This window comes from Pseudoduganella umbonata (assembly GCF_014192225.1).
GTDB lineage: Bacteria > Pseudomonadota > Gammaproteobacteria > Burkholderiales > Burkholderiaceae_D > Rugamonas > Rugamonas umbonata.
The window spans coordinates 709,841-730,785 of the sequence record NZ_JACHXS010000001.1; the positions used below are offsets into that span (position 1 = coordinate 709,841).

Below are 20,945 nucleotides of genomic sequence, written 5' to 3' on the forward strand. Positions count from 1 at the left end.
CGCCTTACCGGATCTGGTTGATCAGCGAGGCACCCGACACGACCACGCGGTTCTCCGGGCTCAACCCCTTCGTGATCACTACCGTGTGCGCATCCAGGGCTTGCGCCTCGACCGGCTGCGCAATGAAGCGCATGGCGCCCGACTTGACCCAGACCACCGTTTCGTTGGCGGGATTGCGGACCAGTGCCGCCGCCGGCAGGGCGATGCCTTTCACCGTCGTCGTCAGCTTCAGCAACACGGTTACAGGCTGCCCCACCGCCAGCGGCAACGCGGTACCCTGCGCGCGGAAGCTGATCGGCAGCGCTCCGTCGCGCAGGCTGCGCCCGCCGCCAACCAGGGTCAGTCGTACATCTTTCGCCGACGCCAGGCTGGCACTGCCGATCTGGCCGGCCAGCGCCACGTCGGTCGATGTCGCTTCGACCAGCAGGCGGGCCGGGTCGACCACGTCGAACAGCACGTCACGCGCCTCGACGATCTGGCCTGCCAGCACGTTGCTGCTGGCAATCACGCCGCTGGCCGGTGACACCACGGTTTCCACGCCGGCGACCGATGCGCCGATCGCTTTTTCGCGCCCGCGAATGCTGGCCAGCTCGGCGCGCGCGGCGTCGATTTCCTTTGCCGGGACGGTGCCCTCCAGCGACTCCAGCCGGACAACACGCCGCTCGGCGAGCCCGCGCATCGCCCGCAGGTCCGCCAGCGCCGCTTCCTGGTTGCCCCGTTCGACCGCGCTTGCCACCGGAATCAGCCGTGCCAGCACCTGGCCTTTGCGGACAGTTTCGCCAGCGACCGGCAGGCCGGCTGGTCCCGCGACAATGCGGCCGGCAAATGGCGCCTGCACGCGGCCCCCGGCATTGGGGTCAATGGCCACACGGCCGTTCAGTTCGACCGTTCTGGGGTGACTGTCTTCCTGCACCATCGTCGTGCGGATCACCATCCGCCGCTGGGCCAGCTTCGGCACATTGACACTGCCGTCGGGAAGCCGCGCCAGGCCGCTCGCCGTGGCCGCGGTTTGCCCGTCGAGATGTTCGCCATTCGGGCCATGCGCTCCCGGCGAGGCATGCGCGATGGGAGAAAATGCGATGGTAGAAAATGCGATGGGAGCAAGTGCGATGGCGGTGGCCATCACTGCATGGGCGATCGTGTTCTTCATGCTGCGGCTTCCTGGGTAGAGTGACGGCGGCGCCTGCGACGGATGGCAATGAGCAGCGCGGCGATGGCAGTGAGCGGGAGCAGTCCGAGCAGCAGCCAGCGCCAGTCGAAGCCATGCTCGTGATTCGCTACGGCAGGCACGTCGAGCGTGCCTTCCAGCAGATCGCTCTCGCCGTTTGCCACGACGGTAAAGAGCAGCGCGTGCCTGCCCGGCGCGCCGATGGCTTTCAGGAACTTCACGTCGTCGATGGCGTAATCGCCCATGTCGGCGTGGAATTTTGCCTTCGCCTTCAACTGCTTGTACTGCACATCGAGCTCGCCCCCGAGCACCGGCTCGTTCGTATCGTAGCGGTCGATCATGACCGACAATTCGCCGCCGGACAGCTGTCCGACCAGCTCGAACAGCTCGCTGAAGGTCTCGACGCGTGGAATATTGCCGGTACCCGTGGCGGTGGCGGTGCCGTCGAGATGCTCGCCGTTCGGCCCATGCGCGCCGGGCGATGCGATGGCCAGCGTCGCAGCCAGCAGGAGGATGAGGGGGATCAGTCGTTTCATGGGAGGACTCCAAATGCTTGATTCAGTTGGGCATGCGCAAGGCCGACGGCGATGCGCTGCTGCCGCACCGCGACTTCTGCTTCGTGGGTCAAGGCGCGGGAGCGCAGCAGTTCGGCCAGGCCGCGTTCACCCAGCGTGAAAGCTTTGTCGAACAGCGCGGTGTGCTCGCGCATCGTCGTGGCGCGCGCCAGGGCAAGGTCGAGCGCTTGCCTGGCGATCTCCAGCTGTTCCCGGGCGAGCAGGATGTCGCTCTCGATCACGCTCTGGGCTTCCGCCTTTTCCGCGGCGGCAGTCGCGACCTGCGTCGCAGCCAGTGTCTCGGCCGGACGGTTGCGCATCCTGCTGCCAAGCGGGATCTGCACCGCGATACCGATGCTGCGGTCGGCGGCGGCCAGATTGGTGTCGCGCTCACGGCGCATGGACAGGGCCACCGTCGGCGCACCGTTCACGCTGGCCGCGGCCAGCTCCAGGGCGGCCCTGGCGCGCTGTTCGCCAGCCTGCGCGGCGCGCAAGCGCACGTGTTCTGTCGCCGGCTGTTCCGGCAGCAGATCGGGCAGCAGTTCGGGCTGCAGCGCGGGCAGTTCCGCGCTGCCGGTCAGGATGCGAAAGCGAGCCAGCGCCTCGCCCGCACGCATGCGGGCCAGCGCGACATCCGCCTGCGCGGCCAGTACTTCCTGCTCGGCCAGCAAGCCATCGCTGCGGGCCAGGTCGCCGGACTTGACGCGCCGCTGCACTTCATCGCGAAGTTCCTCGAGGTGATGCAGGTGGTCGCTCTTCTCCGCCAGCGCCTCGCGTGCGGCGGCCGCCTCCCACAGGCGCTGCCTGACTTCGCCGGCGATGGTCAGCCTGGCACGGGCGACCAGGGAGGCGGATTCCTCCGAACCGCGTGCGGCAAGGGCCTGGCGCGCAGCGTGCTGGCCTGGCAGGACGATCGGCGCGGCAATCGTTACTTCGGTTTCGCGTTGATTACGCTGGTCTGTCCAGCGGTCGGACCGGTCCGACAGCCCAAGGGTCGGCGCGGCGGCAAGCCAGGACCGCGACAGGTCGCGCGCCGCGGCGGCTTCGTCCTGGCGTGCCTCGAGCGTCCGGGCGAGGGGCGAGCGCTGCCAGGCGTTGTCGACGAGGGCGCGCAGGGTGGGTGCGGCAGGTTCCGCCATTGCCGGCAGCGGCTGTAACAGCGCCGCTGCGGCAAGAAATATGGGCAGGTGAAACAGGTGCAGGCGAAAAACGCGCATGCGAACTCCATCGGGTGAAATGAATCATCACCGAGGGCAACGCACAGACGCACGACGGGCGTGCTAGGGAATCAAGTGTGCGGTCTCCCTCGGCAGCTCAGCCGAGGGTCTGCGCAGGAGGTCGATGCGGGCAGGGAATCGCGGGATCGGGAATGCTGGCCGACCTTTCAGGTACCACCAGCGTGATCAGTTCCGCCGGCACGGCAAGCAGCGGTTTGCCGACGAGGTCGGCGGCCGGAGGCGACGTCGAATGATCGAGCACGTGCTGAACGGACTCTGCGGAGTCGTCGTAGTGGATCGAATCGTCATCGTGGTGATGGTGATGCTGGACGTTGTGATCGTGCTCGAGCTGGTGCTCGATCGACACCGCATCGGCCGCCAGCAACGGCGCCCACTGCATGGCAAAGCCTTGCAGCGGGAGGCACATCAGCAGCCAGATACAAATGAGTCGTCGCACGAAATCGGTCCTTTGAGCCCGCGGATTATAGCAGGACGGATTATCGCGCTGCGATAGCCGAGGCAGCGCGGGATGCGATTGGGGGCCGGCGCATACAGCGCCAGCCCGTCAATGGCTGGTTTCGACAGGCGCGCACACCGAAGTCATAGCTTCTGCAGTTGCCGGTCGATCGCCTTCAGCGCCCGTTCACTGCGTTCGCTGTACCGGTCGGTCAGGTAATCGGTGCGGCCGCGCATCAGCAGCGTGATCTTGTACAGCTCCTCCATGACGTCGACCACCCGGTCGTAGTACGCGGAAGGGCGCATGCGGCCCTCGTCGTCGAATTCCTTGTAGGCCATCGGCACGGACGACTGGTTGGGGATCGTAAACATGCGCATCCACCGGCCCAGCAGGCGCAGCGTGTTGACCACGTTGAACGATTGCGAACCGCCGCAGACCTGCATCACCGCCAGCGTGCGGCCCTGGCTCGGACGCAGCGCGCCCTGTTCCAGCGGTATCCAGTCGATCTGGTTCTTCATCACGGCAGTGATGGCGCCGTGCCGCTCGGGACTGCACCATACGTGGCCTTCGGACCACAGGCACAGCTCGCGCAATTCGACGACTTTCGGATGATCCTCGGGCACGCTGCCGGCCATCGGCAGCTCGGTGGGATCGAAGATCCGCACGTCGCCACCGAAATGCTCGAGGATGCGGGCCGCTTCCTCGGTCAGAAAACGGCTGAACGAACGTTCGCGCAACGAGCCATACAGCAGCAGGAAGCGCGGCGGATGGTCCATGCCACCGACGGGCTCCAGCTTCGGCAGGGCCGGCATGTCGAGCTGGTCGGCACGGATGTTGGGCAGGTTGGCAATCTTATCCATGGTGAATGCGCTGGCCTTTCCCGTCGACGACCGCTTCGCCGTCTTCCTTCGTGAACGCACCCCGTTGCGGTTCGGCGAGAATGTCGAGCACGAGCTCCGACGGGCGGCACAGCCGCACGCCGGCCGGTGTGACGACGAACGGGCGGTTGATCAGGACAGGGTGGGCCAGCATGGCATCGAGCAGCTGCTCGTCGCTCACGGCCGGGTCATCCAGGCCCAGCTCCAGGTACGGCGTGCCTTTTTCGCGGATCGCCTCGCGCACGGTCAGTCCCGCCTGGGCGATCAGCCCGGCCAGCGTCGCGCGGTCGGGCGGATGCTGCACATATTCGATGACGACCGGCTCGATGCCGGCATTGCGGATCAGCGCCAGTGTGTTGCGGGACGTGCCGCAGGCGGGATTGTGATAGATGGTGACGCTCATGATGTCTCCTCAGGCTAGACGGATGGCCAGTGCGGCCAGGGTAATCAGCAGGACCGGCAGCGTCAGCACGATACCGACGCGGAAGTAATAGCCCCACGAAATATGGATGCCCTTGCTGTCCAGTACATGCAGCCACAGCAGGGTGGCCAGGCTGCCGATCGGCGTGATCTTGGGCCCCAGGTCGCTGCCGATCACGTTGGCATACACCATCGCTTCGCGCACCACGCCCTGGGTGGCCGTGGCATCGATCGACAGCGCGCCGATCAGCACGGTTGGCATGTTGTTCATGATCGACGACAGGATCGCCGTGATGAAACCGGTGCCGAGCGCCGCGCCCCAGACGCCGTGCTCGGCACAGCGGTTCAGCAGCGCGGTCAGGTAGTCGGTCAACCCGGCGTTACGTAACCCGTAGACGACCAGGTACATGCCGAGCGAGAAAACGACGACCTGCCAGGGCGCGCCGCGCAATACCTCGCGGGTGGAGATCCTGTGGCCACGCGCCGCCACGACCAGCAGCAGCGCGGCGCCCACGGCCGCGACGGCGCTGATCGGCACGCCCAGCGATTCGAGCCAGAAAAAGCCGACCAGGAGCAGCGCCAGCACCCACCAGCCGGTGATGAAGGTTGCGCGGTCGTGAATGGCTTCATCGGGCCGCTTCAGTTGCGCCAGGTCGTAGTCGGCGGGAATGTCCTTGCGGAAGAACAGCAGCAGGCCGCAGAGCGTGGCGGCGACGGAGACGAAGTTCACGGGCACCATGACGGCTGCGTAGCGGGCGAAGCCGATATCGAAATAGTCCGCCGACACGATGTTGACCAGGTTGGACACCACCAGCGGCAGGCTCGCCGTGTCGGCGATGAAGCCGGCGGCCATCACGAAGGCTAGCGTCGAGCGCGCGTCGAAGCGCAGCGCGCGCAGCATGGCGATCACGATCGGCGTCAGGATCAGGGCCGCGCCATCGTTGGCGAACACCGCGGCGACGGCCGCGCCGAGCAGGACCAGCATGGCGAACAGCCGCTTGCCGTTGCCCTGGCCCCAGCGCGCGACGTGCAACGCGGCCCATTCGAAGAAGCCGGCCTTGTCCAGCAGAAGGCTGATGATGATCACGGCCACGAAGGCGCCGGTCGCGTTCCAGACGATGTGCCAGACCACGGGAATGTCGGCAATCTGGATGACACCGGCCAGCAGGGCGGCCAGCGCGCCGGCGGAGGCGCTCCAGCCGATGCCGAGGCCGCGCGGCTGCCAGATGACGAAGATGAGTGTGACGAGGAAGATCAGGAACGCGATCAGCACGGGTCTATCCTAAAGAAATGAAATACGGCGCGCACTGGCGGCGTGAGGAAATTCGCTGGCCGTGGCGAGCAAGCTTCGGCTACGGCGCTCCGAGCGGGTCGGGTCACTGCGGGGCTCAGCAGAGCTTTGCCTGATCGCTGCCGGGGCTGCAGGGAACGCCGCCGCAGCAGTTTTCGGTCAGGAAGCCGATCAGGCCGTTCATCGTCGGGATGTCCGCGGAATAGATCACGAAGCGGCCTTCCTGCTTCGAGGTCAGCAGCTTCGCGTGCGTCAGTTCCTTCAAATGAAAAGACAGCGACGATGGCGCGATATCGAGCTCCTCGGCAATCCTGCTCGCCGCCAGCCCGGCGGGGCCAGCCTGCACCAGGAGCCTGAACACTGCCAGCCGGCTTTCCTGAGCCAGTGCGGACAGCGCCGCCAACACGTCCTTGGTCTGCATGGTCATTGCTCCATTTTTACATTTCAACAATCATGGAAACATCATACAATGTTACGTACGACATTTCAAAGATTATCGAAGTGTCGTGACTGGACGATGACAGCGTTCGTCACCAGGATTTGCTGGACCGTTTCTATTCCGGAAAACAGTCAGGGAGGGAAGATGGAGAACTTATTGACGTATCGATCGGCCACCGCGGCAGACTGGCCAGCCATCGAAGCACTGCTGCTCGCAGCCCGCCTGCCCCTGGACGGCGCTCGGGATCACCTCGAACAGTTTCTCGTCGGCGAGGATGGCGGAGAAATCTGCTGTGCCGCTGGCTACGAACGGTACGGCGAACTGGCTTTACTGAGGTCGGTAGCGGTGGCCCAGCGATGGCGCGGCCAGGGCATGGGCAAGCAGATGCTGGAATCGATCAAGGCGAGGGCGCGCATCCACGGCATCCGCCGACTTTATCTGCTCACCACGACGGCTCCCGAATTCTTTGCAGGGCACGGATTCGTGCGAGCCGCACGCAATACCGCACCTGCCGCGCTGCAGGCATCCCGTGAATTCCAGGGCGTCTGCCCTGCATCGGCGACCTTCATGGTGGCCTCGCTGGACTCTGATCGAGATATCGGCATGCCGGCGGCTGCCCTATAGTCCAGGCCACCGATCTTCCCCGATCTTACTGCGAGCCAACTGGCCGATGACGATATCCGGACCGCTTCGAACCGCCTTCCTTGCTGCGGCCCTGTCGGCGCCGCTCCTTTGCGCCGCGCAGGCATATGAAGACTGGACCGTGCAGTGCGATAACGTCAACCACTGCGAAGCGGTCGGCTACGGACCGGATCGCGACACCGCACAGTGGATCGCCGTTCAACTGGTACGCGACGCGGGGCCCGCTACACCGGTAACAGTCAGGATCATCGTCGCCGGCGATGGGCCGGGGGAGCCCGTCGACATCACCATAACGGTTGACAATAGTCCGCCAGTGCGAGTGCGGGCCAACCAGCCCATCCCGAAGGAAGCGGCGCATAAGCTGCTCGGCAGGATGATCGACGGCAGGGCGGGTGTGCTTGATGACGGCGCGCAGCAGTGGGCCCTGCCGCTTGCCGGCACGAAGGCCGCGCTGCTGCGCATGGATGCCCTGCAGGGACGGCTCGAAACCCCGGGCGCGCTGGTGCGGCGCGGTGGCCGGCCGGAAGCCGCCGTGCCCGCAGCGCCGGCCATGCCGGCCTTGCGTGCGGCGCCGAGTGCGGACGAGATCCACGATCGGGAAATCGAGGCGGCGTTGCTCGCGGAACTCGGTCCGTCCGAGGAAGGCTGGGGCGGCCACCTTGGCCTGTACCGCCTGTCCAATGGCCAGATCCTGGTCCTGCTTGAATCGGACCGCGGCCCGACGTCGAGTTACTACGAAGCGTGGCTGGCCAACGGGAAACCGCCATATCAGCCGCGCCGGATAGACCTTCCAACCAATGGCCTGGCATCGGATGGCCTGGCGAATGCCGATTTCGACGGCCAGGTGCTTGGCTCATACTCCGGGCGGACCCTTTCCGACTGTTTTCACGTCTCTAAATGGCTGTGGACGGGCAGCAGATTCGAATTGCTGGCGATGCACCACGCCGATCACTGCCGCGGCATGCTGGCCTCGATCGACAATCGGAAGTGGGTGGCGCGAAAAGCTCCTCCGGTCTCGCCCCAGCATGGGCAAAAGCACTAGAATGGCAAGATGAAAGCGATTCTCCTGTTGATGTTGGCATTGTGTCTGTGCACGAGCGCTGTCGCTGGACAGCGCGCGCCGCATGACTGCTGCCCGGATCAGCATTGTTCGCTGCAATGTATCGACATGGGTTGCGCACCTGGCGCGCTGGCGATCGCGCCACCGCCGGCGCTTGTCAACTGGCCGGCAGTCACGGCCAGCGTCGATCGGATTTCCGACGCCGGCGGTGCATTGCCGTCGCCTTGCCGAACCGTCTGGGTTCCTCCCGATTGATACGTAGCGTCATTCACCCGCTATATTTCAATCTTAAAAGGAATACAACCATGAAATCGAAACTCATCAAAATCTCTATCGCCGCCGGTCTGCTGGCTGCTTCTGCCGGTGCCTTTGCCGCTGCCAATGGCTGCTGCGGCAGCATCGAGTGCTGCCTCAAGATGCTGGCGTCCTGCTGCTGATGCCTGACGGCGCCAGCTAGATAAGAAGGGCGGCTTCGGCCGCCCTTTGTGTTTGGCGCTATCCGAGTTAAGTCGCGTTTGCCTGTCGCGTCGATCCGAGGCACGCCAGTAATGGTGTCGCCAATCACCGCCGCACTGGCGACACGCTGGGTGCGCGACGCCACGGCCGATCTGGCCCTCAACAACATTCGCAAGGCGCGCGCGGTGCGCCAGAAGATTGCGGCCGTGCGCTGCCTGCGGGCAGTTATGCCTCGCACCCCGAAGCATTCCACCTGTGGATCCCGTTGCCGCAGCCTTGGACACGGGGAGAACTCGTGTCGAGAATGGAGTCGCGCGGCATCGGCGTAGTGCCCAGCGATTCCTTTGACCGTATCGCCGCAGCGGGAGGAGGGCGTGCGGATCTGCATCGGTGGCACGGCAAGCCGGGACGACATCCAGCATGCGCTGGAGCAGGTGGCGCGGGCGCTACGGGCCTCGCCGGCGGTAGTGTGATTGCCGGCGAAGGCCGCCGGGTGGACGCGATGCGCTCACGCATGATCGCCACATCCGTGCGCCACCTGCGACTCGACTGGCTTGTAAAGGTCGAGCTAGTGCGTTACACCCCAACCCAGAAAGATGAGCACGGCAATGGTGACGATTGGCATAGCCCATGCAGCAGCTTCCTTCTTGATCCAGTGTGAACGCAATGACGAATGCTCGCCGGTTATGGTGGATGCACGGCGGCGCGAGATGAAATATATGTTCAGCGCCATTATCGGGATGGCCATCAGCAGCGTCACGGCGGAGGCGAAGAAGATCAGATTCTTTTCCTGGACACTAATATCGCCTGCCGAATTCATCAGTTGTACGGCGTAACCGATCAGCATAGCCAAGATCGCATACATACCGGCACACTTAACCGATTTCACGTGGTTGCTTGACTTTGCCTGCTCCACACGAGCTGGAAGGCCAGTCATGCCCTGCAAAGTGTTTACGTTTTTCATTTGGTCTGCCTTTGAGATAAACATGGCAAACCTGGGGGTTCGCCAAATACTTCCAGATGAGGAGGGAAAGCGCGTCCCGGAGCCATGTAACGCTGGTCCTTCCACGCCTTCTGATGCATACTACTTCGAAACAATTTCCATACATTGGGACAAAATGCCCCAGTTGAAAACCATGCAAGAACAGCTGTACCACCATGGCCGCCGCAACTACGCCGTGGCGCCGGTCCACGTTTTCTCCAGATCGCGGACGCATTGCAGCAGGCTGTGACCGATGGTTTGCTCAAACCAGGCAATCGCCTGCCTCCACAGCGCGAGTTGGCTGCGCAGCTTGACGTGGACTTGACAACGATCACCCGGGCGTACGACGAAGCCCGGCGCAGAAATCTGCTGGAAGGACGTGGCGCTCGCGGTACCTATGTTGCGGCGCCGAAGGTGGATCTGACATCGGTCCTTGACCTGAGCATGAACACGCCGCCCCCGCCGGACGGCGTCGACTTCGGCGATCTGCTGAAACAAGGTCTCGCGCAAGTGCTGATGCGGGCGGATAACGAACTGCTGATGACTTACCATCTGGGCGGCGGCAGCGCCTCCGACCGCGAAGCCGGGACCAGGTGGATAGCGCCGATGTTTGGAAGCATGCATGCGGACCAGGTAGTCGTCTGTCCCGGCGCACAGGCAGCGATCGCAGCACTGATCCTGGTACGGACCGCGCCCGGCGATGCCATTCTTGTGGAACGGACGAGTTATCCCGGGTTGCGTGCAGCGGCAACGCAGTTCGGACGCCGTGTTACTCCGGTCGGGACGGACAAGGATGGAATGCTGCCTCAGGCCTTTGAAGAAGCTTGCCGGCAGCATAGCCCCAAGCTCGTCTACCTCAACCCGACACTACAGAATCCGACGACAGTCACGATGCCAGAGAAGCGGCGCAAGGAATTGGCAGCCGTGGCAAAACGCTGCAACGTGCCGATCATCGAGGACGACCCTTACTGGCTGCTCGCCGAGTCGCCGCCGCCGCCCATTGCTACCTACGCGCCCGAACACGTCTATTACATTTCCACTTTGTCGAAATGCCTTACGCCTGGGCTGCGCGTGGCTTTCGTGCTGGTGCGTGACCCTGTCGAGCGTGAACGCTTTCTCGTGGCCCTAAGGTCTTTCGCATTGATGGTCGCGCCCCTGACCGCTGCGCTGGCTACTCAGTGGATCCTCGACGGCTCGGCAAACCCGTTGATGCTAGGCGTGCGAGGCGAGGCCCGCGCGCGTCACAAGATGGCCAGCGACGTGCTGGGAGGACGATATGCCCGGCCCGGGGATGGGCTGCACATATGGGTCGAGCTGCCGGCATACTGGCGGCCCTACCAGCTCGCGCAAGCCGCAGAGAGCGAAGGGCTAGCAGTCACACCGGCGGAGGCATTCGCAACCGATGGCGAATCTGAGAACGCGATCCGGATCTCGCTGGGCAACGTTAGTGACCGTGCACGCTTAAGGGCAGCCCTGCAGCGCCTGTCTCGGTTGCTGGAGCGGCGGCCCGACGCATATGGCGGTGCTGTTGTATGAAACGCACCCGGACCCTCTGGTTCGAGCACGACAGGTTCTTCTGCTTCCATTGTCGACCCGCGGGAGGCTTCCTGGAGCGGGTTTGTCCCTGTCTGAAGAAGAAACGAAGAGAGCCGGTGCGGTAACCGTAAAGTGGCAGGCGCTGAAAAACGCTTGCAGACAGCGCGCACGCCCAAGATGCGCCTGCGCTCGCCAAGGCGGACGTCGGACTGGCAATTGGCTCCGGCAACGACGTTGCGATGGAACTTGAACCATTCAGGTCGTCGTATGCGCGTGAACGCTGTCAGTCCAGCTATTCCGGCACCTGGCGGTGGGTAGGTGGACGGTTACCCAATTTGATTTGTCAACCATTGCAGCCTGCCGCGCACCTGCCATTTGAAAATGGGGCCCGCCGGCACGTCCAGCTGCGTTAGCCAGATCGACACATCATCGTCTTGCATGGCTTTCAACTGGGGCATTTTGTCCCGATGTATGGAAATTGCTTTTGCGTAGAATGCGTTGAAACGTGCGGCAAAACCATACTTCGATACCATCGCGCTGGCGTTCGGATTGTTGAACAAGAGATAAAGCTGCTGCTGCAGTGTTTGAGGTCGTGCTCTTCACGATGAACAGTGTCAAGTAATAGCCTGAAAGTAACCGAAACCATGGATTGGTTCCCTATAGTCGCCGGCGCATTCAAAGTTCTCGCATTATGCACGGGCATGTTTTACGCCATTAAGTGGCATTACGATCAAGGCAAGAAGGGAAAGGCGTATGTGAAGGACAAACGCGCGCTGCTACGTGCTGGAGGCACGGTAGCCGCAGCCTTCATGCTCTCGCTGCTAGGCCTGGGGCTCGTCGCCTTCGCCTTGCTCAGGATGCTCGGTAATGACTTGAGCTTCCCATGATCGCAAACAAGAGTCGGCCGACATCCAATGATTCGGCGGCTATTGTCCGATGCGGCTATTGACCAGCGTCACCAAGCAGGCCACAGCCCGCTTCGGCAAATACCAGCGGCACCGCTGCGGAACTATTAGCTGGCAAACCGGTTAGACCCCTTCGGAATGGCTCAGTGCAGCCGAGCAGGTTGCGCCCACCGCGCCGCGTCGTAATCGCGTGTGACGGCGCAAGGCGCAAGTCGATCTGCGAGGCAAGCCGGCGCTAAGCAGGCAGCGGGCGCCGGTTCCAAGGCTGGCACCCGTGTGGCTTCTGTCCCGGCAAGCCTTGCGGCTGTAGTCAACAGTAGTGCACGGGAAGCAGCGAGGAGGGCGCAGCGCTTGCCGTCGACCTGGCGGCAAACGAACAAGCCATATCTGGAGAAGGAAGTCAGCCGGCGTCTCGAGCGTAAGGTCGAGCAATTCCAGGCGATGGAAGCTCATGCACAGTTCCGGAAAGCGAAGGCAGGGACACAACAACCTGACCGTCCCACATCGCCTATCCTGCGATCATTGCCCGCCAACGCGACCTGTCGTCCCGGACAGCGTCGGTCAGAAGAGCAGGGAGGCTTAGCCCCATCAGTAATTCCGGGCCGCTTTTCAAGGCGGAACAACTCTATGCCATTCCTGGACGACAACGACATTATCCTGACTCCGCGGCAGTATGAGCTTGCCGTGAAAGAGATCCTCGACGGCAGCGGTCTCGGGCTTGAGCAGTACACCTCGGGTCACCTGAACGCCAACAAAGCACCGGATGAAACCTATATTTCGATGTGACGGTACGCTCAGTGCGCTCGGCGCAGATTTTGAAATACGCGACAACGCATGGGATCGCGCTTGTACAGCTTGCAAACGGCAACTCAACGTGGTTCACGAAAAGCATGGCAACCTACAACGGCGCCACCAGCTTGGCTGGACATCCTGGAGTTCGTTGGCTGGTGGTGCGACGATAGTCGGATGAGCGTCATGTCTAAAGCAAGGGAAAGCTCACACGCGAGGCTCTCGGCTTTTCTGCACGTGAAGCCGAAGGATTACGCCGACGGTTGTAGCTTCGGTTGCGCCAATCCGCTGGGAGCACGCGATAGCGGATACGGAGCGAGATGCAGGCGATACGGCAGGCCAGATGAAAGTAGATCTCTCGGAAAGTCGCGCTATGGGACATCCAACGGTTTTACTTCCAAAGAAATTACAGCTTTATTTCCGAGAGCTAGCAGCTGAAAAGAAGCTTCAGGACCCGGTATCGCGAGCAACCCATATGTTCGCATAATCTATATTATGTCAAATGCGAACTGTAGCCCGGTCTGCCAGCTCCTTTCAAGAGCCGACAAATGCCGCAGACCGGAAGCCCTCCCTCGCCTCGAACCCTGTTCGGCATCGCCTGACGCCGCCATTACATCGGCCCATCTACATCGGCCCATCGGGATCCAGCAGCAACGAGCTGCCTTACGGCGTCGACTCGTCCGGCGCCGGCTCGATCGTGACCAGTGTCTCGTCGCTCCAGTTCCGTTGCTGAGCCGGCAATGGCAACGCATAGCGCGGCTCGTCATACGTAAAGCGTTCCTCGCGCGCGCCGTCGCGCATCGTCAGCGCGATGAAGCCTTGCGCGGCACGCGGGGAAAACGACGACGAGTCCGCGCCTTCGCACCAGTTCGATTTGCGAATAAAACCGGTGACGAGCGAATTGAACCACCAAGGCGACTGGTCCTTGAACACGGCGACCGTGACCTGGCATGCCAGCCTGAGATCACCGAGCCGGAAGACGTTGTCCGGCAAGCCGGGGCTGCGCACATCGGCCACCGGCAGCTTGCCGATTTCCACGATCCTGGCCAACATCGTAGGCTTTTCGCCGGAGCGATCCTGGGCGAACTGGGTATCCCGCACGGTGACTGTCAATTCGGCGTCGCGCCGGTCGAGCCGGTCGATCCGCGGCACGGCGAAGTACATGCCGCTTCGGGGCAGGATTTCGCGGCCCGCCTCGCTGTCGATCGCCACGGTGGCGTGCTCCGGCAGTGGCGCCGCGGGCTGCAGCACGAAGGTCAGCACCCCGTTCGGTGCCAGGCTGCGCTTGTCGTCGAAGGTGTCGAGGCCTTCCAGGAAGGCGCGGTACGGCCAGCGTGCGGGGCTGCGGATCCCCTTTACTTCGACGCGCGATGCGGGCAGCGCGTTGGCGTCGGCGGCTGCCGGAGCGTCCGGATTTGGCGCGGCGCTCCATGCCAGGCCGCCGGCAACCAGCGCGCTTGCCAGAAGCAGGTATTTGATCGGATATCGCAAGATGGCGTCCCGTAGAGTTGAGGTAGCCCAGTATGCCGGGTGCTCGAATGCAGTACCGGGCCATCCGACAAGAGGTCCATTGACAGGTATAAATGGCAAAAAAACACGACAGAATGCGGGTACCCGCAACTGGCAATGCCAGAAATCGGCCATCTCATGAAAGGCGCCCGGCCTGTTCGGATCGCCCAACGCAATAGACAATACGTGCCGTAGGGCCCTATTCCCCTCCGGGCATGACAGGAGAGGGGCGAGGACACCGGAGCGGGGAGTCCACCTGCCACCCCCGCCGTTCGCCTCATAAACTAAACTCGACAATACATCCTGTAATGTCGAGTTAAAAAGACGAGCGTTCGTGCTATTCGTTGTGCCCGTTCATTGATGCGCCCAGATCGCATCGAGGCATGGAAAAAGAACGCTGGGCGACTCCTTTAATACACCCGGCTGGATCGCATGCGAGCAAGGCGCCGTTTTGCACCTGACGCCATGTCAAGCCGGCATCCCCAGCACCCGCATGATCCCCAGCGGTTCCGTCTCCCCCTTGATATCGGCAAGCGCCCCCGGCTCACCTTCGAATGCGGGGACCCGGTAAAGTCCCGTCTGCTCGATCCCCCGCAGCACGAGCACCTCGAACATCTCCACGCCCCGCTGCACGAAATACACCGTGGCGGCGGGGATCGCTTCCGCGACATCCCAGGCTTGCGTACCCAGCGGCCCGTCGGTCGCGGTAATGACCACGCCGCCAGTCCCCTGCTCCACCCGCAGCCATGATTCGTCGGCGAATTCGCCGAGCGCACTGCGCACCGCGTCGATCGTGGCACCTTCCACGAATGCCGCCGACATCTCCGGCGCGGCCGGGGCTGTGACTGGCGCAAGCGAGAAACCCGCCCGGGCCGCGATCTCGTCGGGTCCCGCCACCGGCGTGCCGGCCTCGCTCCCCTCCTTCCAGATGAACGCATGCCGGCGCTCCGGATCGAGCCACAGCGCGTAGACACTGTAGCCCGCAGCAAGGCTGGACAGGATCTGTGCAAAGTGCCGGTCGCCACCCTCGGTGCCGGGCGAGCGCGACACCAGCGCGTTATAGTCGGCCTCCCCCGCCACGGCCTGCCACGGCGGTGGATCCACCGCATGCGGCGCCTCGCGCGTCCATTCGCGCGCGGCGATGCGCTCGAGGTCCTGCACGGGAAGCGGTGCCAGTACGGCCCAGCAGATCGAAGCGTCGAGCAGCGTCATGTTCGTCCTTTCTTCCATGTCTTCTATGGCCGGGGTATCCCCAGGGTTTCGCCGATTGTACCCGCGGCGGCCTCGCGGATGCGCGTCTCGGAGATCGGTACGAGGCGCGTGCCGGCCAGTCCGTTGGCGCCCAGCACGCGGCGCAGGCGGGCCAGCTGTTCCGCCGTCAAGCCATCGGTGATGCCGAGGTACGGCACGTTGCCGGTGGCGGCTTGCGCATCGGCCAGCTGCCGCAGCATCGTGTCGATCTTCCTGACCGACTCCTTCTGCGCATCCGTCAGGCCACGGCGGTTGAGCCGCTGGACCGCCGCGTCCAGCGCGTCGTCCCAGGTGTTCGGCGTCCAGCCCTTGATCTCGAAGCCGTGGCGCCGGCTGGCCACGGTGATCTCGTAGTCGATCTCGCTCGAACCCATCCGCACCTGCCGCCGTACGTTGCTGCCCAGCTGCGCGGCATTTTCGGCGGCGACCAGTTCCGCGCCGGCACCGCGCGCGGCGGTGCGGAAGGTGACGATCAGGCTGCCGGATGCGGGGTCGGCCGCGGTACGCCGGTACAGGTCCCACGGCGTGCGCCGGTCGCGGCCGAGGAAATCAAGCGTTTCGTCGGCGATCCGCGTGCGGTTCAGCCATGCCAGGTCGAGCACTTCGCGGCCTTCGCGGGCTTTCGCGCCCAGTACGGCCAATGCTTCGTCGGAAACGCCGGGCCGGTTGACCAGCTGGCGCACCTCGGCGATGAACAGGTTCGGCGCGCGCGACTGCGCGGCCGCCGTCAACAGGTCGGTCAGCGAAGCGATCGCGTTCGGTCGCCGCGCGATGACGCCATCGACGGCATTCAGGAATGCTTCGCGGGCATCGGGTCGCAGTTGCGCCGCGCGCTGGGCAACCGCGAAGCGGGCACTGGCCGCCTGCTCGGCACGGCGCGCCGCTGCAGCCCGCGCCTGCTCCGCTTCCGGCGTCGTGCCTGTGATGGCCGCCGCTTCTCCTTCCGCCCTGCCGATCGCACCTTCCAGCCGTCCCAGCACGCGCCGGCCTGCGGCTTCGCCACCGGTGCCGGCGAGCTTGCCCGTCAGGCGCTCGGCGGCAACCTCGCCGCGGGACACGCGCAGCATCGCGAAGAAGCCGGGGCGCGTCTCGGCCGCGCTGCCTGCCGCCATCGTCGCGCCATCGGCGGTCGCTGCGGCAGTCGCTTCGGCCGGCGTGGCGTAGCGGGCGATCGTGCGGCGCATCGCCTCGGCCTCGGCGCGCAGCGGCATGATGGCGTCGCGGATCGCACCGGGCAGCGCCGCCACCCGGTCGGCGGCGCTCACCAGCCGCGGTACCAGGCCGGAACCGATCAGGCGCGCAATGTCGCGCGAGATCCAGACGGCGATGGCCACGTCGTAGATTTCCAGGAAGTCGCGCCCTTCCGGCGTGGCGGCGATGGCCGTCCGGTTGCCCTCCACCGCTTCCATGCCGGTGATCAGGCCGGCGTTGACGAGCGCGGCGCGGCCCGCCGCACCCGCCGCCGTTTCGGCCACTGCCGCGCCGGCGGCGCGCAGGCCGCCCCCTTCGATCAGGGCGCCGGCCAGCGCCGGGCCGAATGCCCGCAGCAGCCCGGTGCCGGCCATGATCCACATATAGCCATGCACCGTCGAGGAAATCGCCTGCTGCAGGATTTGGCCGGAAGGCGGCGTGAGAAGGCCGACCGCTTCCAGCGCGGTGACCACGCGCGTCTCGCTGGCGGGGCCGAGGATGCGCACGCGCACCAGCTGGGTGGGCAGCAAGGGGCCGACCGGCGGGCCGCCGCTTTGCAGCAGCGTGCCCCGCATGCTGCGCCACAGGTTGCCGGCCAGGCTGCCGGCGCGGATGATCTGCGGCTGGATCGTGATGGTCGAGCGGTCGAACGCGCCGGGCGCGGCGCCGCCCACCGTGCGCTCGTGGCCGAGCGCCACCTGGCCGCCCGCCTGGGCGGGAAAGTCCGCGTCCGACACGGTGCGCGAAGCCGCCGTCGCGCTGGAGAAGTCGGCGCCGTGGAAAAAGCCGTCGTCGTCGAAGCCGGCCGTCAGCTCCGGCAAGGCTTGCAGGTTTTCGCCGGCCACCTGCATCGTGGCCACCGCCTTGACCGTGAAGATGCGGCCGATCGTCGCCAGCCGGCCGCCCGGGTCGGGCATCCTGATCAGCCGGTCCATCGCGCCGTTGGTGGACAGGCCCCGCTCGAGCAGCGGGAAGTCGGCGCCCGGCGTGGCGTACAGGATGCGGGCGATCAGCGTCGCGTCCGCATCCTCGTGGCGCACGATCGCCGCGTCGATCAGCGTGACGCGCTGGGCAACGGTGGCCAGGGCCAAGGCATCGAAATCCAGCCCACGCTGTTCCGCTGGGCCGGCCGCCAGGGCACGCGTCAGGATGTCCATCCGCCGCGTGCGCTCGTCGGCGCCGCCGCCGCCCGATTCGGGCTGGAACTCGCCGCCGGCGATCGCCACCGTTCCCGTGTAGTGCCACCACCAGTTGTCGATGTGTTCCGGCGGGCGGTTGGTATTCCAGCTGTCGGTTCCCTCGACATAGCCCTGTTCCAGGCGCGGGAAGTCGACCGTGTAGCCATAAAAGTGCCCGTCACCGCCCGGGATGACCACGCGCGGGCCGGGATGCGGTGCATTGCGCAGCGCGATCTCGGCCAGCGGCGCCGTGGTTTCGTCGACCACGCGCTCGTTGATGCGTATCGGCCCGGTGCCGTGGTCCCACTCGCCGATGGCCAGCGCGGCGCGCCTGGTACGGTAGGCATAACCGCCCACGACGGTGCCGCGCGCCATCGGCCCGGTCACGCGCTGTTCGTCCGGCCCGCTGCCGGCCATTGGCGCGCGCGTCGAGCCCCGCGCGATCAGCCGCCGGATCTCCGGTGCTTTCCGCTCTGCCTCGTCGAGCAGCCATTCCAGCGCCGTGTGCGTGATGTTGCTGAACGGCCAGGGGCGCTCCATCGTCAGCGTGCGGCCTTCCAGGGCGTTCAGGTAGCGGTCGAAGAACGAAACGCCGTGCGCATCGGCGAGTCCGGAGCGGCTGCTCCAGCGCACCGTCGCCTGCAGCAGCTGCCGCTCGTCCGCGTCGCCGATCAGCCGCTCGGAAAGCAGTGCGATCACGCGCTCCACGTCGGCGGCCAGTTGCGTCTCCAGCGCGGCGCGCAGCAGTTCGGCCACGTCGTTGGCGACGCCGTCGAAACTGCGCAGGCGCACCATCTGGTCGCCGACGATATCGAAGCCGCCGAAACGGGCCGGATCGCCGTAAAGCCGGGTGGCGACCTGCTCGCGGGTGGTGCCCACCGGGATGCGGAACTGTGCCGGGTCCAGCGGGTCGACCACCGGCATCCAGTCGGCCAGCGGCTCCAGCGCCACGTCCGGCTCGCGTGCGGGGCCGGGTGGCAGCGGCGGATGGTCGGGATCGTCCTCCTGGCGCATCACGCGGGCCGTTGGCCGCGCGGCGATGGCGGGCGCGGGACGCCCCGTCGCGATCCGGTCCGCCACCTGGTGCGCCTCCCGTTCGGCAGCGTCGCCCGGCGCGCTCACTGCCTTCTCGGGGCCGGCACCCGCCCTGCCCTGGATCACGTGGCTGAGTTCATGCGCCAGCAGGCGCGCCCCTTCCGCCGTGTCGGGCCGGAACTGGCCGGCCCCGAAGTGGATCGTCGCGCCCGTCGTGAAGGCGCGGGCGCGCAGCGCCGCGGCGCTGGCGGCGGCCCGGTTGCCATCGTGGATGCGCACCGCGCCGAAGTCCGTGCCGAAGCGGCTTTCCATCGCCGCGCGCACGCGGTTGGGCAGCGGCTCGCCGCATTCGTCGTCCGGTCCTTGTGTCTGGCGGGCGACGTGGCCGCTGGCAGCGCCGGTGCGGCGGCTGAGCGCCTGGTTGCCGGCCGGCTGTTCCTCACCCTCCGGGAGCGCGGCTTCCGGCCCGGCCGCCGCCGGCCCTTCCGGACGGCCGCCGCGCGAAGGGGGAAACAGCCAGAAGCCGGGCATGGCGCATGCCGGTCAGGCGTGTCCGCCGCGCAGTCCGCGCAGCAGGGTCGCCAGCACATCTTCGGTCGATGCGTCGCTGCGCAAGCCCAGCTCCCTGCGCAGCGCCAGGATGGTTGCCTGCACTTCGGGTGGCGGCACCGTGCCTGGCGGCTGCTTCAGCGCCTTCGCCAGTTCCGGCAGCAGGTCGCCGCCCAGCAGCGGCAGGATGCGCGAAACGGCCGCGATCGTATCGAGTTCGATCGGCCCTGCCGGCGTCCCACCGCGCAGCCGCTGTGCCTCGCCGGCCAGCCTGTGGGCCGTTTCCGAATCCATCACCGCGTGCTCTCCCGCGCTGCGCAGCACTTGCGCCACGACCGGTGCCATCGTGTCCACCAGCGGCCGCAGTTCATCGGGAAAAGTGGCGCTGTTACCGCTTCCCGGCGTTGCCTCGCCACGCGCGGGATGGCAAATCGGATCGCAGGTCGGATCAAACACGGCACCACGCAGATCCGCGCCGGCGAGATCGGCATCGGTGAACTCCGCACCGGTCAGGTCGGCGCCGCGCAGGTCGGCATCGTGCAGCACCGCGCCACGCAGCCTGGTCTTGCGCAAGTCCGCGCCGCGAAAATCACTGCCCGTGGCCGACACGTTTTCCAGCACCGCGCCGCGAAAACTGGCCCGCGAAAAATCGGTATCGGTGAGCACGGCATCGGTGAGATCGGCATCGTCGAAGCGCGCCGCCCGCGCCTGGCTGTTCTCGATGCGGGCGCCCGGCAGGCGGGTGCCCGCGGCGCGCACGTCGTCGAGAATGCACAGCCGCAGGATCGCGCCGGCCAGGTTCGCGCCTTCCAGCCGGGCGTCCTGCAGCGAACAGGCTTTCCACCGGGCGTCGGCCAGCAGGCTGTCGCGCAGGTCCGCATCGCGCAGGTCGAGGCCGTCGGCGCGCAAGCCCTGAAGGCGGGCGCCGCGCAGGTCGGCCGCGGCGAGCGCCAGGCCGCGCGCTGTGCGGTGCGTGCGGATGCACTCCTCCAGAATGCGCAGTAATTCAGGGTTCATCGCCGCTCTCCTCCTGTTCCAGGCGCGCCATGGCCCGGAACACCGATTCGTTGAAGCGCTGCCGATACACCTTGCTGATCGCCCCGCGCGCGTCGAATCCCGCTGGCGGTGGCAGCTGCGCGATGACCGCCGGGATCCGTTCAGGGTGCTCCTCGACGTCGTCGTAGACTGCCTTGCCGGCCGCCACGATGGCATAGGCGATGTCGTCGGCGCCGTCTTCCGACGGGTTGCCCATGTACGCGACGTACGGTTCGTCCTTCAGGTTGCCGACCGTCCGTTCGTACTCCAGGCAAAGCCGCGCCAGGTCGTCGCCATCCATATGCTGCAGGCCGGCCGTGAAGCGCTCGCGGTCATCTCGCGCCAGGTCCACCATGTCCCAGAACTTGCCATGCCCCGAATCGGTATTCATATAGCTACCTCC

Annotated in this window: 22 protein-coding genes; 7 read left to right on the forward strand and 15 right to left on the reverse strand. The window is 65.5% G+C overall.

Annotated elements, in window-relative coordinates; all coding sequences use genetic code 11:
* Positions 1-4: 4 nt before the first annotated feature.
* From FHS02_RS02935 to FHS02_RS02970, 8 genes are all read right to left on the reverse strand, one after another.
* Positions 5-1,150 (reverse strand): efflux RND transporter periplasmic adaptor subunit, encoded by a 1,146-nt coding sequence (locus FHS02_RS02935; protein ID WP_371861453.1) that lies wholly within the window; start codon positions 1,148-1,150, stop codon positions 5-7.
* Positions 1,147-1,704: a hypothetical protein gene (locus FHS02_RS02940; RefSeq protein ID WP_137312726.1), complete on the reverse strand. Its 558-nt coding sequence runs from the start codon at positions 1,702-1,704 to the stop codon at positions 1,147-1,149. The genes FHS02_RS02935 and FHS02_RS02940 overlap by 4 nt, the downstream gene beginning before the upstream one ends.
* A complete protein-coding gene (locus FHS02_RS02945; RefSeq protein WP_137312727.1) occupies positions 1,701-2,939 on the reverse strand; it encodes a TolC family protein in 1,239 nt (412 codons plus the stop codon). Before FHS02_RS02945 ends, FHS02_RS02940 begins: the two co-directional genes overlap by 4 nt.
* Positions 2,940-3,036: 97 nt before the next feature.
* Entirely contained in the window at positions 3,037-3,396 is a 360-nt protein-coding gene (locus FHS02_RS02950) for a hypothetical protein (protein ID WP_137312728.1), read from the reverse strand.
* A 143-nt stretch (positions 3,397-3,539) separates the two neighbouring features.
* Positions 3,540-4,256, reverse strand: coding sequence for an arsenical resistance protein ArsH (arsH, locus tag FHS02_RS02955; RefSeq protein ID WP_137312729.1), 717 nt, complete (start codon positions 4,254-4,256; stop codon positions 3,540-3,542).
* Positions 4,249-4,677 carry an arsenate reductase (glutaredoxin) gene (gene arsC / locus FHS02_RS02960; RefSeq protein ID WP_137312730.1) on the reverse strand — a complete coding sequence of 143 codons (429 nt, stop codon included), beginning with the start codon at positions 4,675-4,677 and terminating at the stop codon, positions 4,249-4,251. The genes arsH and arsC overlap by 8 nt, the downstream gene beginning before the upstream one ends.
* A gap of 9 nt (positions 4,678-4,686) precedes the next feature.
* Complete coding sequence (locus FHS02_RS02965; protein ID WP_137312731.1) at positions 4,687-5,967, reverse strand: arsenic transporter; 1,281 nt, start codon at positions 5,965-5,967, stop codon at positions 4,687-4,689.
* A 115-nt stretch (positions 5,968-6,082) separates the two neighbouring features.
* Positions 6,083-6,406 carry an ArsR/SmtB family transcription factor gene (locus FHS02_RS02970; RefSeq protein ID WP_137312732.1) on the reverse strand — a complete coding sequence of 108 codons (324 nt, stop codon included), beginning with the start codon at positions 6,404-6,406 and terminating at the stop codon, positions 6,083-6,085.
* Positions 6,407-6,502: 96 nt separating this feature from the next.
* Here FHS02_RS02970 and arsN2 point away from each other — a divergent pair, with 96 nt between their 5' ends.
* The 4 genes from arsN2 to FHS02_RS31795 are packed head-to-tail and all read left to right on the forward strand — an operon-like array spanning position 6,503 to position 8,563.
* Positions 6,503-7,048: an arsenic resistance N-acetyltransferase ArsN2 gene (gene arsN2 / locus FHS02_RS02975; RefSeq protein ID WP_175424712.1), complete on the forward strand. Its 546-nt coding sequence runs from the start codon at positions 6,503-6,505 to the stop codon at positions 7,046-7,048.
* Between the two features lie 46 nt (positions 7,049-7,094).
* The gene (locus FHS02_RS02980; RefSeq protein ID WP_137312734.1) at positions 7,095-8,108 is read left to right on the forward strand and encodes a DUF1176 domain-containing protein; all 1,014 of its coding nucleotides are present in this window, start codon (positions 7,095-7,097) and stop codon (positions 8,106-8,108) included.
* Between the two features lie 9 nt (positions 8,109-8,117).
* A complete protein-coding gene (locus FHS02_RS02985; protein ID WP_137312735.1) occupies positions 8,118-8,381 on the forward strand; it encodes a hypothetical protein in 264 nt (87 codons plus the stop codon).
* 50 nt (positions 8,382-8,431) lie between these two features.
* Entirely contained in the window at positions 8,432-8,563 is a 132-nt protein-coding gene (locus tag FHS02_RS31795) for a hypothetical protein (RefSeq protein WP_259772479.1), read from the forward strand.
* Between the two features lie 587 nt (positions 8,564-9,150).
* Here FHS02_RS31795 and FHS02_RS02990 read toward each other — a convergent pair.
* Entirely contained in the window at positions 9,151-9,546 is a 396-nt protein-coding gene (locus FHS02_RS02990; protein WP_137312736.1) for a cytochrome ubiquinol oxidase subunit II, read from the reverse strand.
* Between the two features lie 144 nt (positions 9,547-9,690).
* Between FHS02_RS02990 and FHS02_RS02995 the strand changes: the two genes are divergently transcribed.
* Complete coding sequence (locus FHS02_RS02995; RefSeq protein WP_137312737.1) at positions 9,691-11,100, forward strand: aminotransferase-like domain-containing protein; 1,410 nt, start codon at positions 9,691-9,693, stop codon at positions 11,098-11,100.
* Positions 11,101-11,426: 326 nt separating this feature from the next.
* On the opposite strand, the gene FHS02_RS03000 is transcribed toward FHS02_RS02995, so the two are convergent.
* Positions 11,427-11,660, reverse strand: a complete 234-nt coding sequence (locus FHS02_RS03000; protein ID WP_137312738.1) for a hypothetical protein — start codon at positions 11,658-11,660, stop codon at positions 11,427-11,429.
* 84 nt (positions 11,661-11,744) lie between these two features.
* On the opposite strand from FHS02_RS03000, the gene FHS02_RS03005 reads away from it, so the two are divergent.
* Positions 11,745-11,987 (forward strand): hypothetical protein, encoded by a 243-nt coding sequence (locus FHS02_RS03005; RefSeq protein WP_137312739.1) that lies wholly within the window; start codon positions 11,745-11,747, stop codon positions 11,985-11,987.
* Between the two features lie 645 nt (positions 11,988-12,632).
* Entirely contained in the window at positions 12,633-12,791 is a 159-nt protein-coding gene (locus tag FHS02_RS03010) for a hypothetical protein (RefSeq protein WP_175424713.1), read from the forward strand.
* 666 nt (positions 12,792-13,457) lie between these two features.
* On the opposite strand, the gene FHS02_RS03015 is transcribed toward FHS02_RS03010, so the two are convergent.
* From FHS02_RS03015 to FHS02_RS03035, 5 genes are all read right to left on the reverse strand, one after another.
* Complete coding sequence (locus tag FHS02_RS03015; RefSeq protein ID WP_137312740.1) at positions 13,458-14,285, reverse strand: hypothetical protein; 828 nt, start codon at positions 14,283-14,285, stop codon at positions 13,458-13,460.
* Positions 14,286-14,771: 486 nt separating this feature from the next.
* Positions 14,772-15,515 carry a hypothetical protein gene (locus FHS02_RS03020; RefSeq protein ID WP_137312741.1) on the reverse strand — a complete coding sequence of 248 codons (744 nt, stop codon included), beginning with the start codon at positions 15,513-15,515 and terminating at the stop codon, positions 14,772-14,774.
* A 23-nt stretch (positions 15,516-15,538) separates the two neighbouring features.
* Positions 15,539-19,489: an eCIS core domain-containing protein gene (locus tag FHS02_RS31185; protein ID WP_217496901.1), complete on the reverse strand. Its 3,951-nt coding sequence runs from the start codon at positions 19,487-19,489 to the stop codon at positions 15,539-15,541.
* A gap of 12 nt (positions 19,490-19,501) precedes the next feature.
* Positions 19,502-20,524: a pentapeptide repeat-containing protein gene (locus FHS02_RS03030; protein ID WP_175424714.1), complete on the reverse strand. Its 1,023-nt coding sequence runs from the start codon at positions 20,522-20,524 to the stop codon at positions 19,502-19,504.
* Positions 20,514-20,933 carry a DUF4240 domain-containing protein gene (locus FHS02_RS03035; RefSeq protein WP_175424715.1) on the reverse strand — a complete coding sequence of 140 codons (420 nt, stop codon included), beginning with the start codon at positions 20,931-20,933 and terminating at the stop codon, positions 20,514-20,516. The genes FHS02_RS03030 and FHS02_RS03035 overlap by 11 nt, the downstream gene beginning before the upstream one ends.
* Between the last annotated feature and the right edge of the window lie 12 nt (positions 20,934-20,945).

Coding starts and splice junctions, on each gene's coding strand:
- FHS02_RS02935 (WP_371861453.1), bottom strand. CDS start 1,150: ATGAAGAACACGATCGCCCATGCAGTGATGGCCACCGCCATCGCACTT.
- FHS02_RS02940 (WP_137312726.1), bottom strand. CDS start 1,704: ATGAAACGACTGATCCCCCTCATCCTCCTGCTGGCTGCGACGCTGGCC.
- FHS02_RS02945 (WP_137312727.1), bottom strand. CDS start 2,939: ATGCGCGTTTTTCGCCTGCACCTGTTTCACCTGCCCATATTTCTTGCC.
- arsH (WP_137312729.1), bottom strand. CDS start 4,256: ATGGATAAGATTGCCAACCTGCCCAACATCCGTGCCGACCAGCTCGAC.
- arsC (WP_137312730.1), bottom strand. CDS start 4,677: ATGAGCGTCACCATCTATCACAATCCCGCCTGCGGCACGTCCCGCAAC.
- FHS02_RS02970 (WP_137312732.1), bottom strand. CDS start 6,406: ATGCAGACCAAGGACGTGTTGGCGGCGCTGTCCGCACTGGCTCAGGAA.
- arsN2 (WP_175424712.1), top strand. CDS start 6,503: ATGACAGCGTTCGTCACCAGGATTTGCTGGACCGTTTCTATTCCGGAA.
- FHS02_RS02980 (WP_137312734.1), top strand. CDS start 7,095: ATGACGATATCCGGACCGCTTCGAACCGCCTTCCTTGCTGCGGCCCTG.
- FHS02_RS02985 (WP_137312735.1), top strand. CDS start 8,118: ATGAAAGCGATTCTCCTGTTGATGTTGGCATTGTGTCTGTGCACGAGC.
- FHS02_RS31795 (WP_259772479.1), top strand. CDS start 8,432: ATGAAATCGAAACTCATCAAAATCTCTATCGCCGCCGGTCTGCTGGCT.
- FHS02_RS02990 (WP_137312736.1), bottom strand. CDS start 9,546: ATGAAAAACGTAAACACTTTGCAGGGCATGACTGGCCTTCCAGCTCGT.
- FHS02_RS03005 (WP_137312739.1), top strand. CDS start 11,745: ATGGATTGGTTCCCTATAGTCGCCGGCGCATTCAAAGTTCTCGCATTA.
- FHS02_RS03010 (WP_175424713.1), top strand. CDS start 12,633: ATGCCATTCCTGGACGACAACGACATTATCCTGACTCCGCGGCAGTAT.
- FHS02_RS03020 (WP_137312741.1), bottom strand. CDS start 15,515: ATGACGCTGCTCGACGCTTCGATCTGCTGGGCCGTACTGGCACCGCTT.
- FHS02_RS31185 (WP_217496901.1), bottom strand. CDS start 19,489: ATGCCCGGCTTCTGGCTGTTTCCCCCTTCGCGCGGCGGCCGTCCGGAA.
- FHS02_RS03030 (WP_175424714.1), bottom strand. CDS start 20,524: ATGAACCCTGAATTACTGCGCATTCTGGAGGAGTGCATCCGCACGCAC.
- FHS02_RS03035 (WP_175424715.1), bottom strand. CDS start 20,933: ATGAATACCGATTCGGGGCATGGCAAGTTCTGGGACATGGTGGACCTG.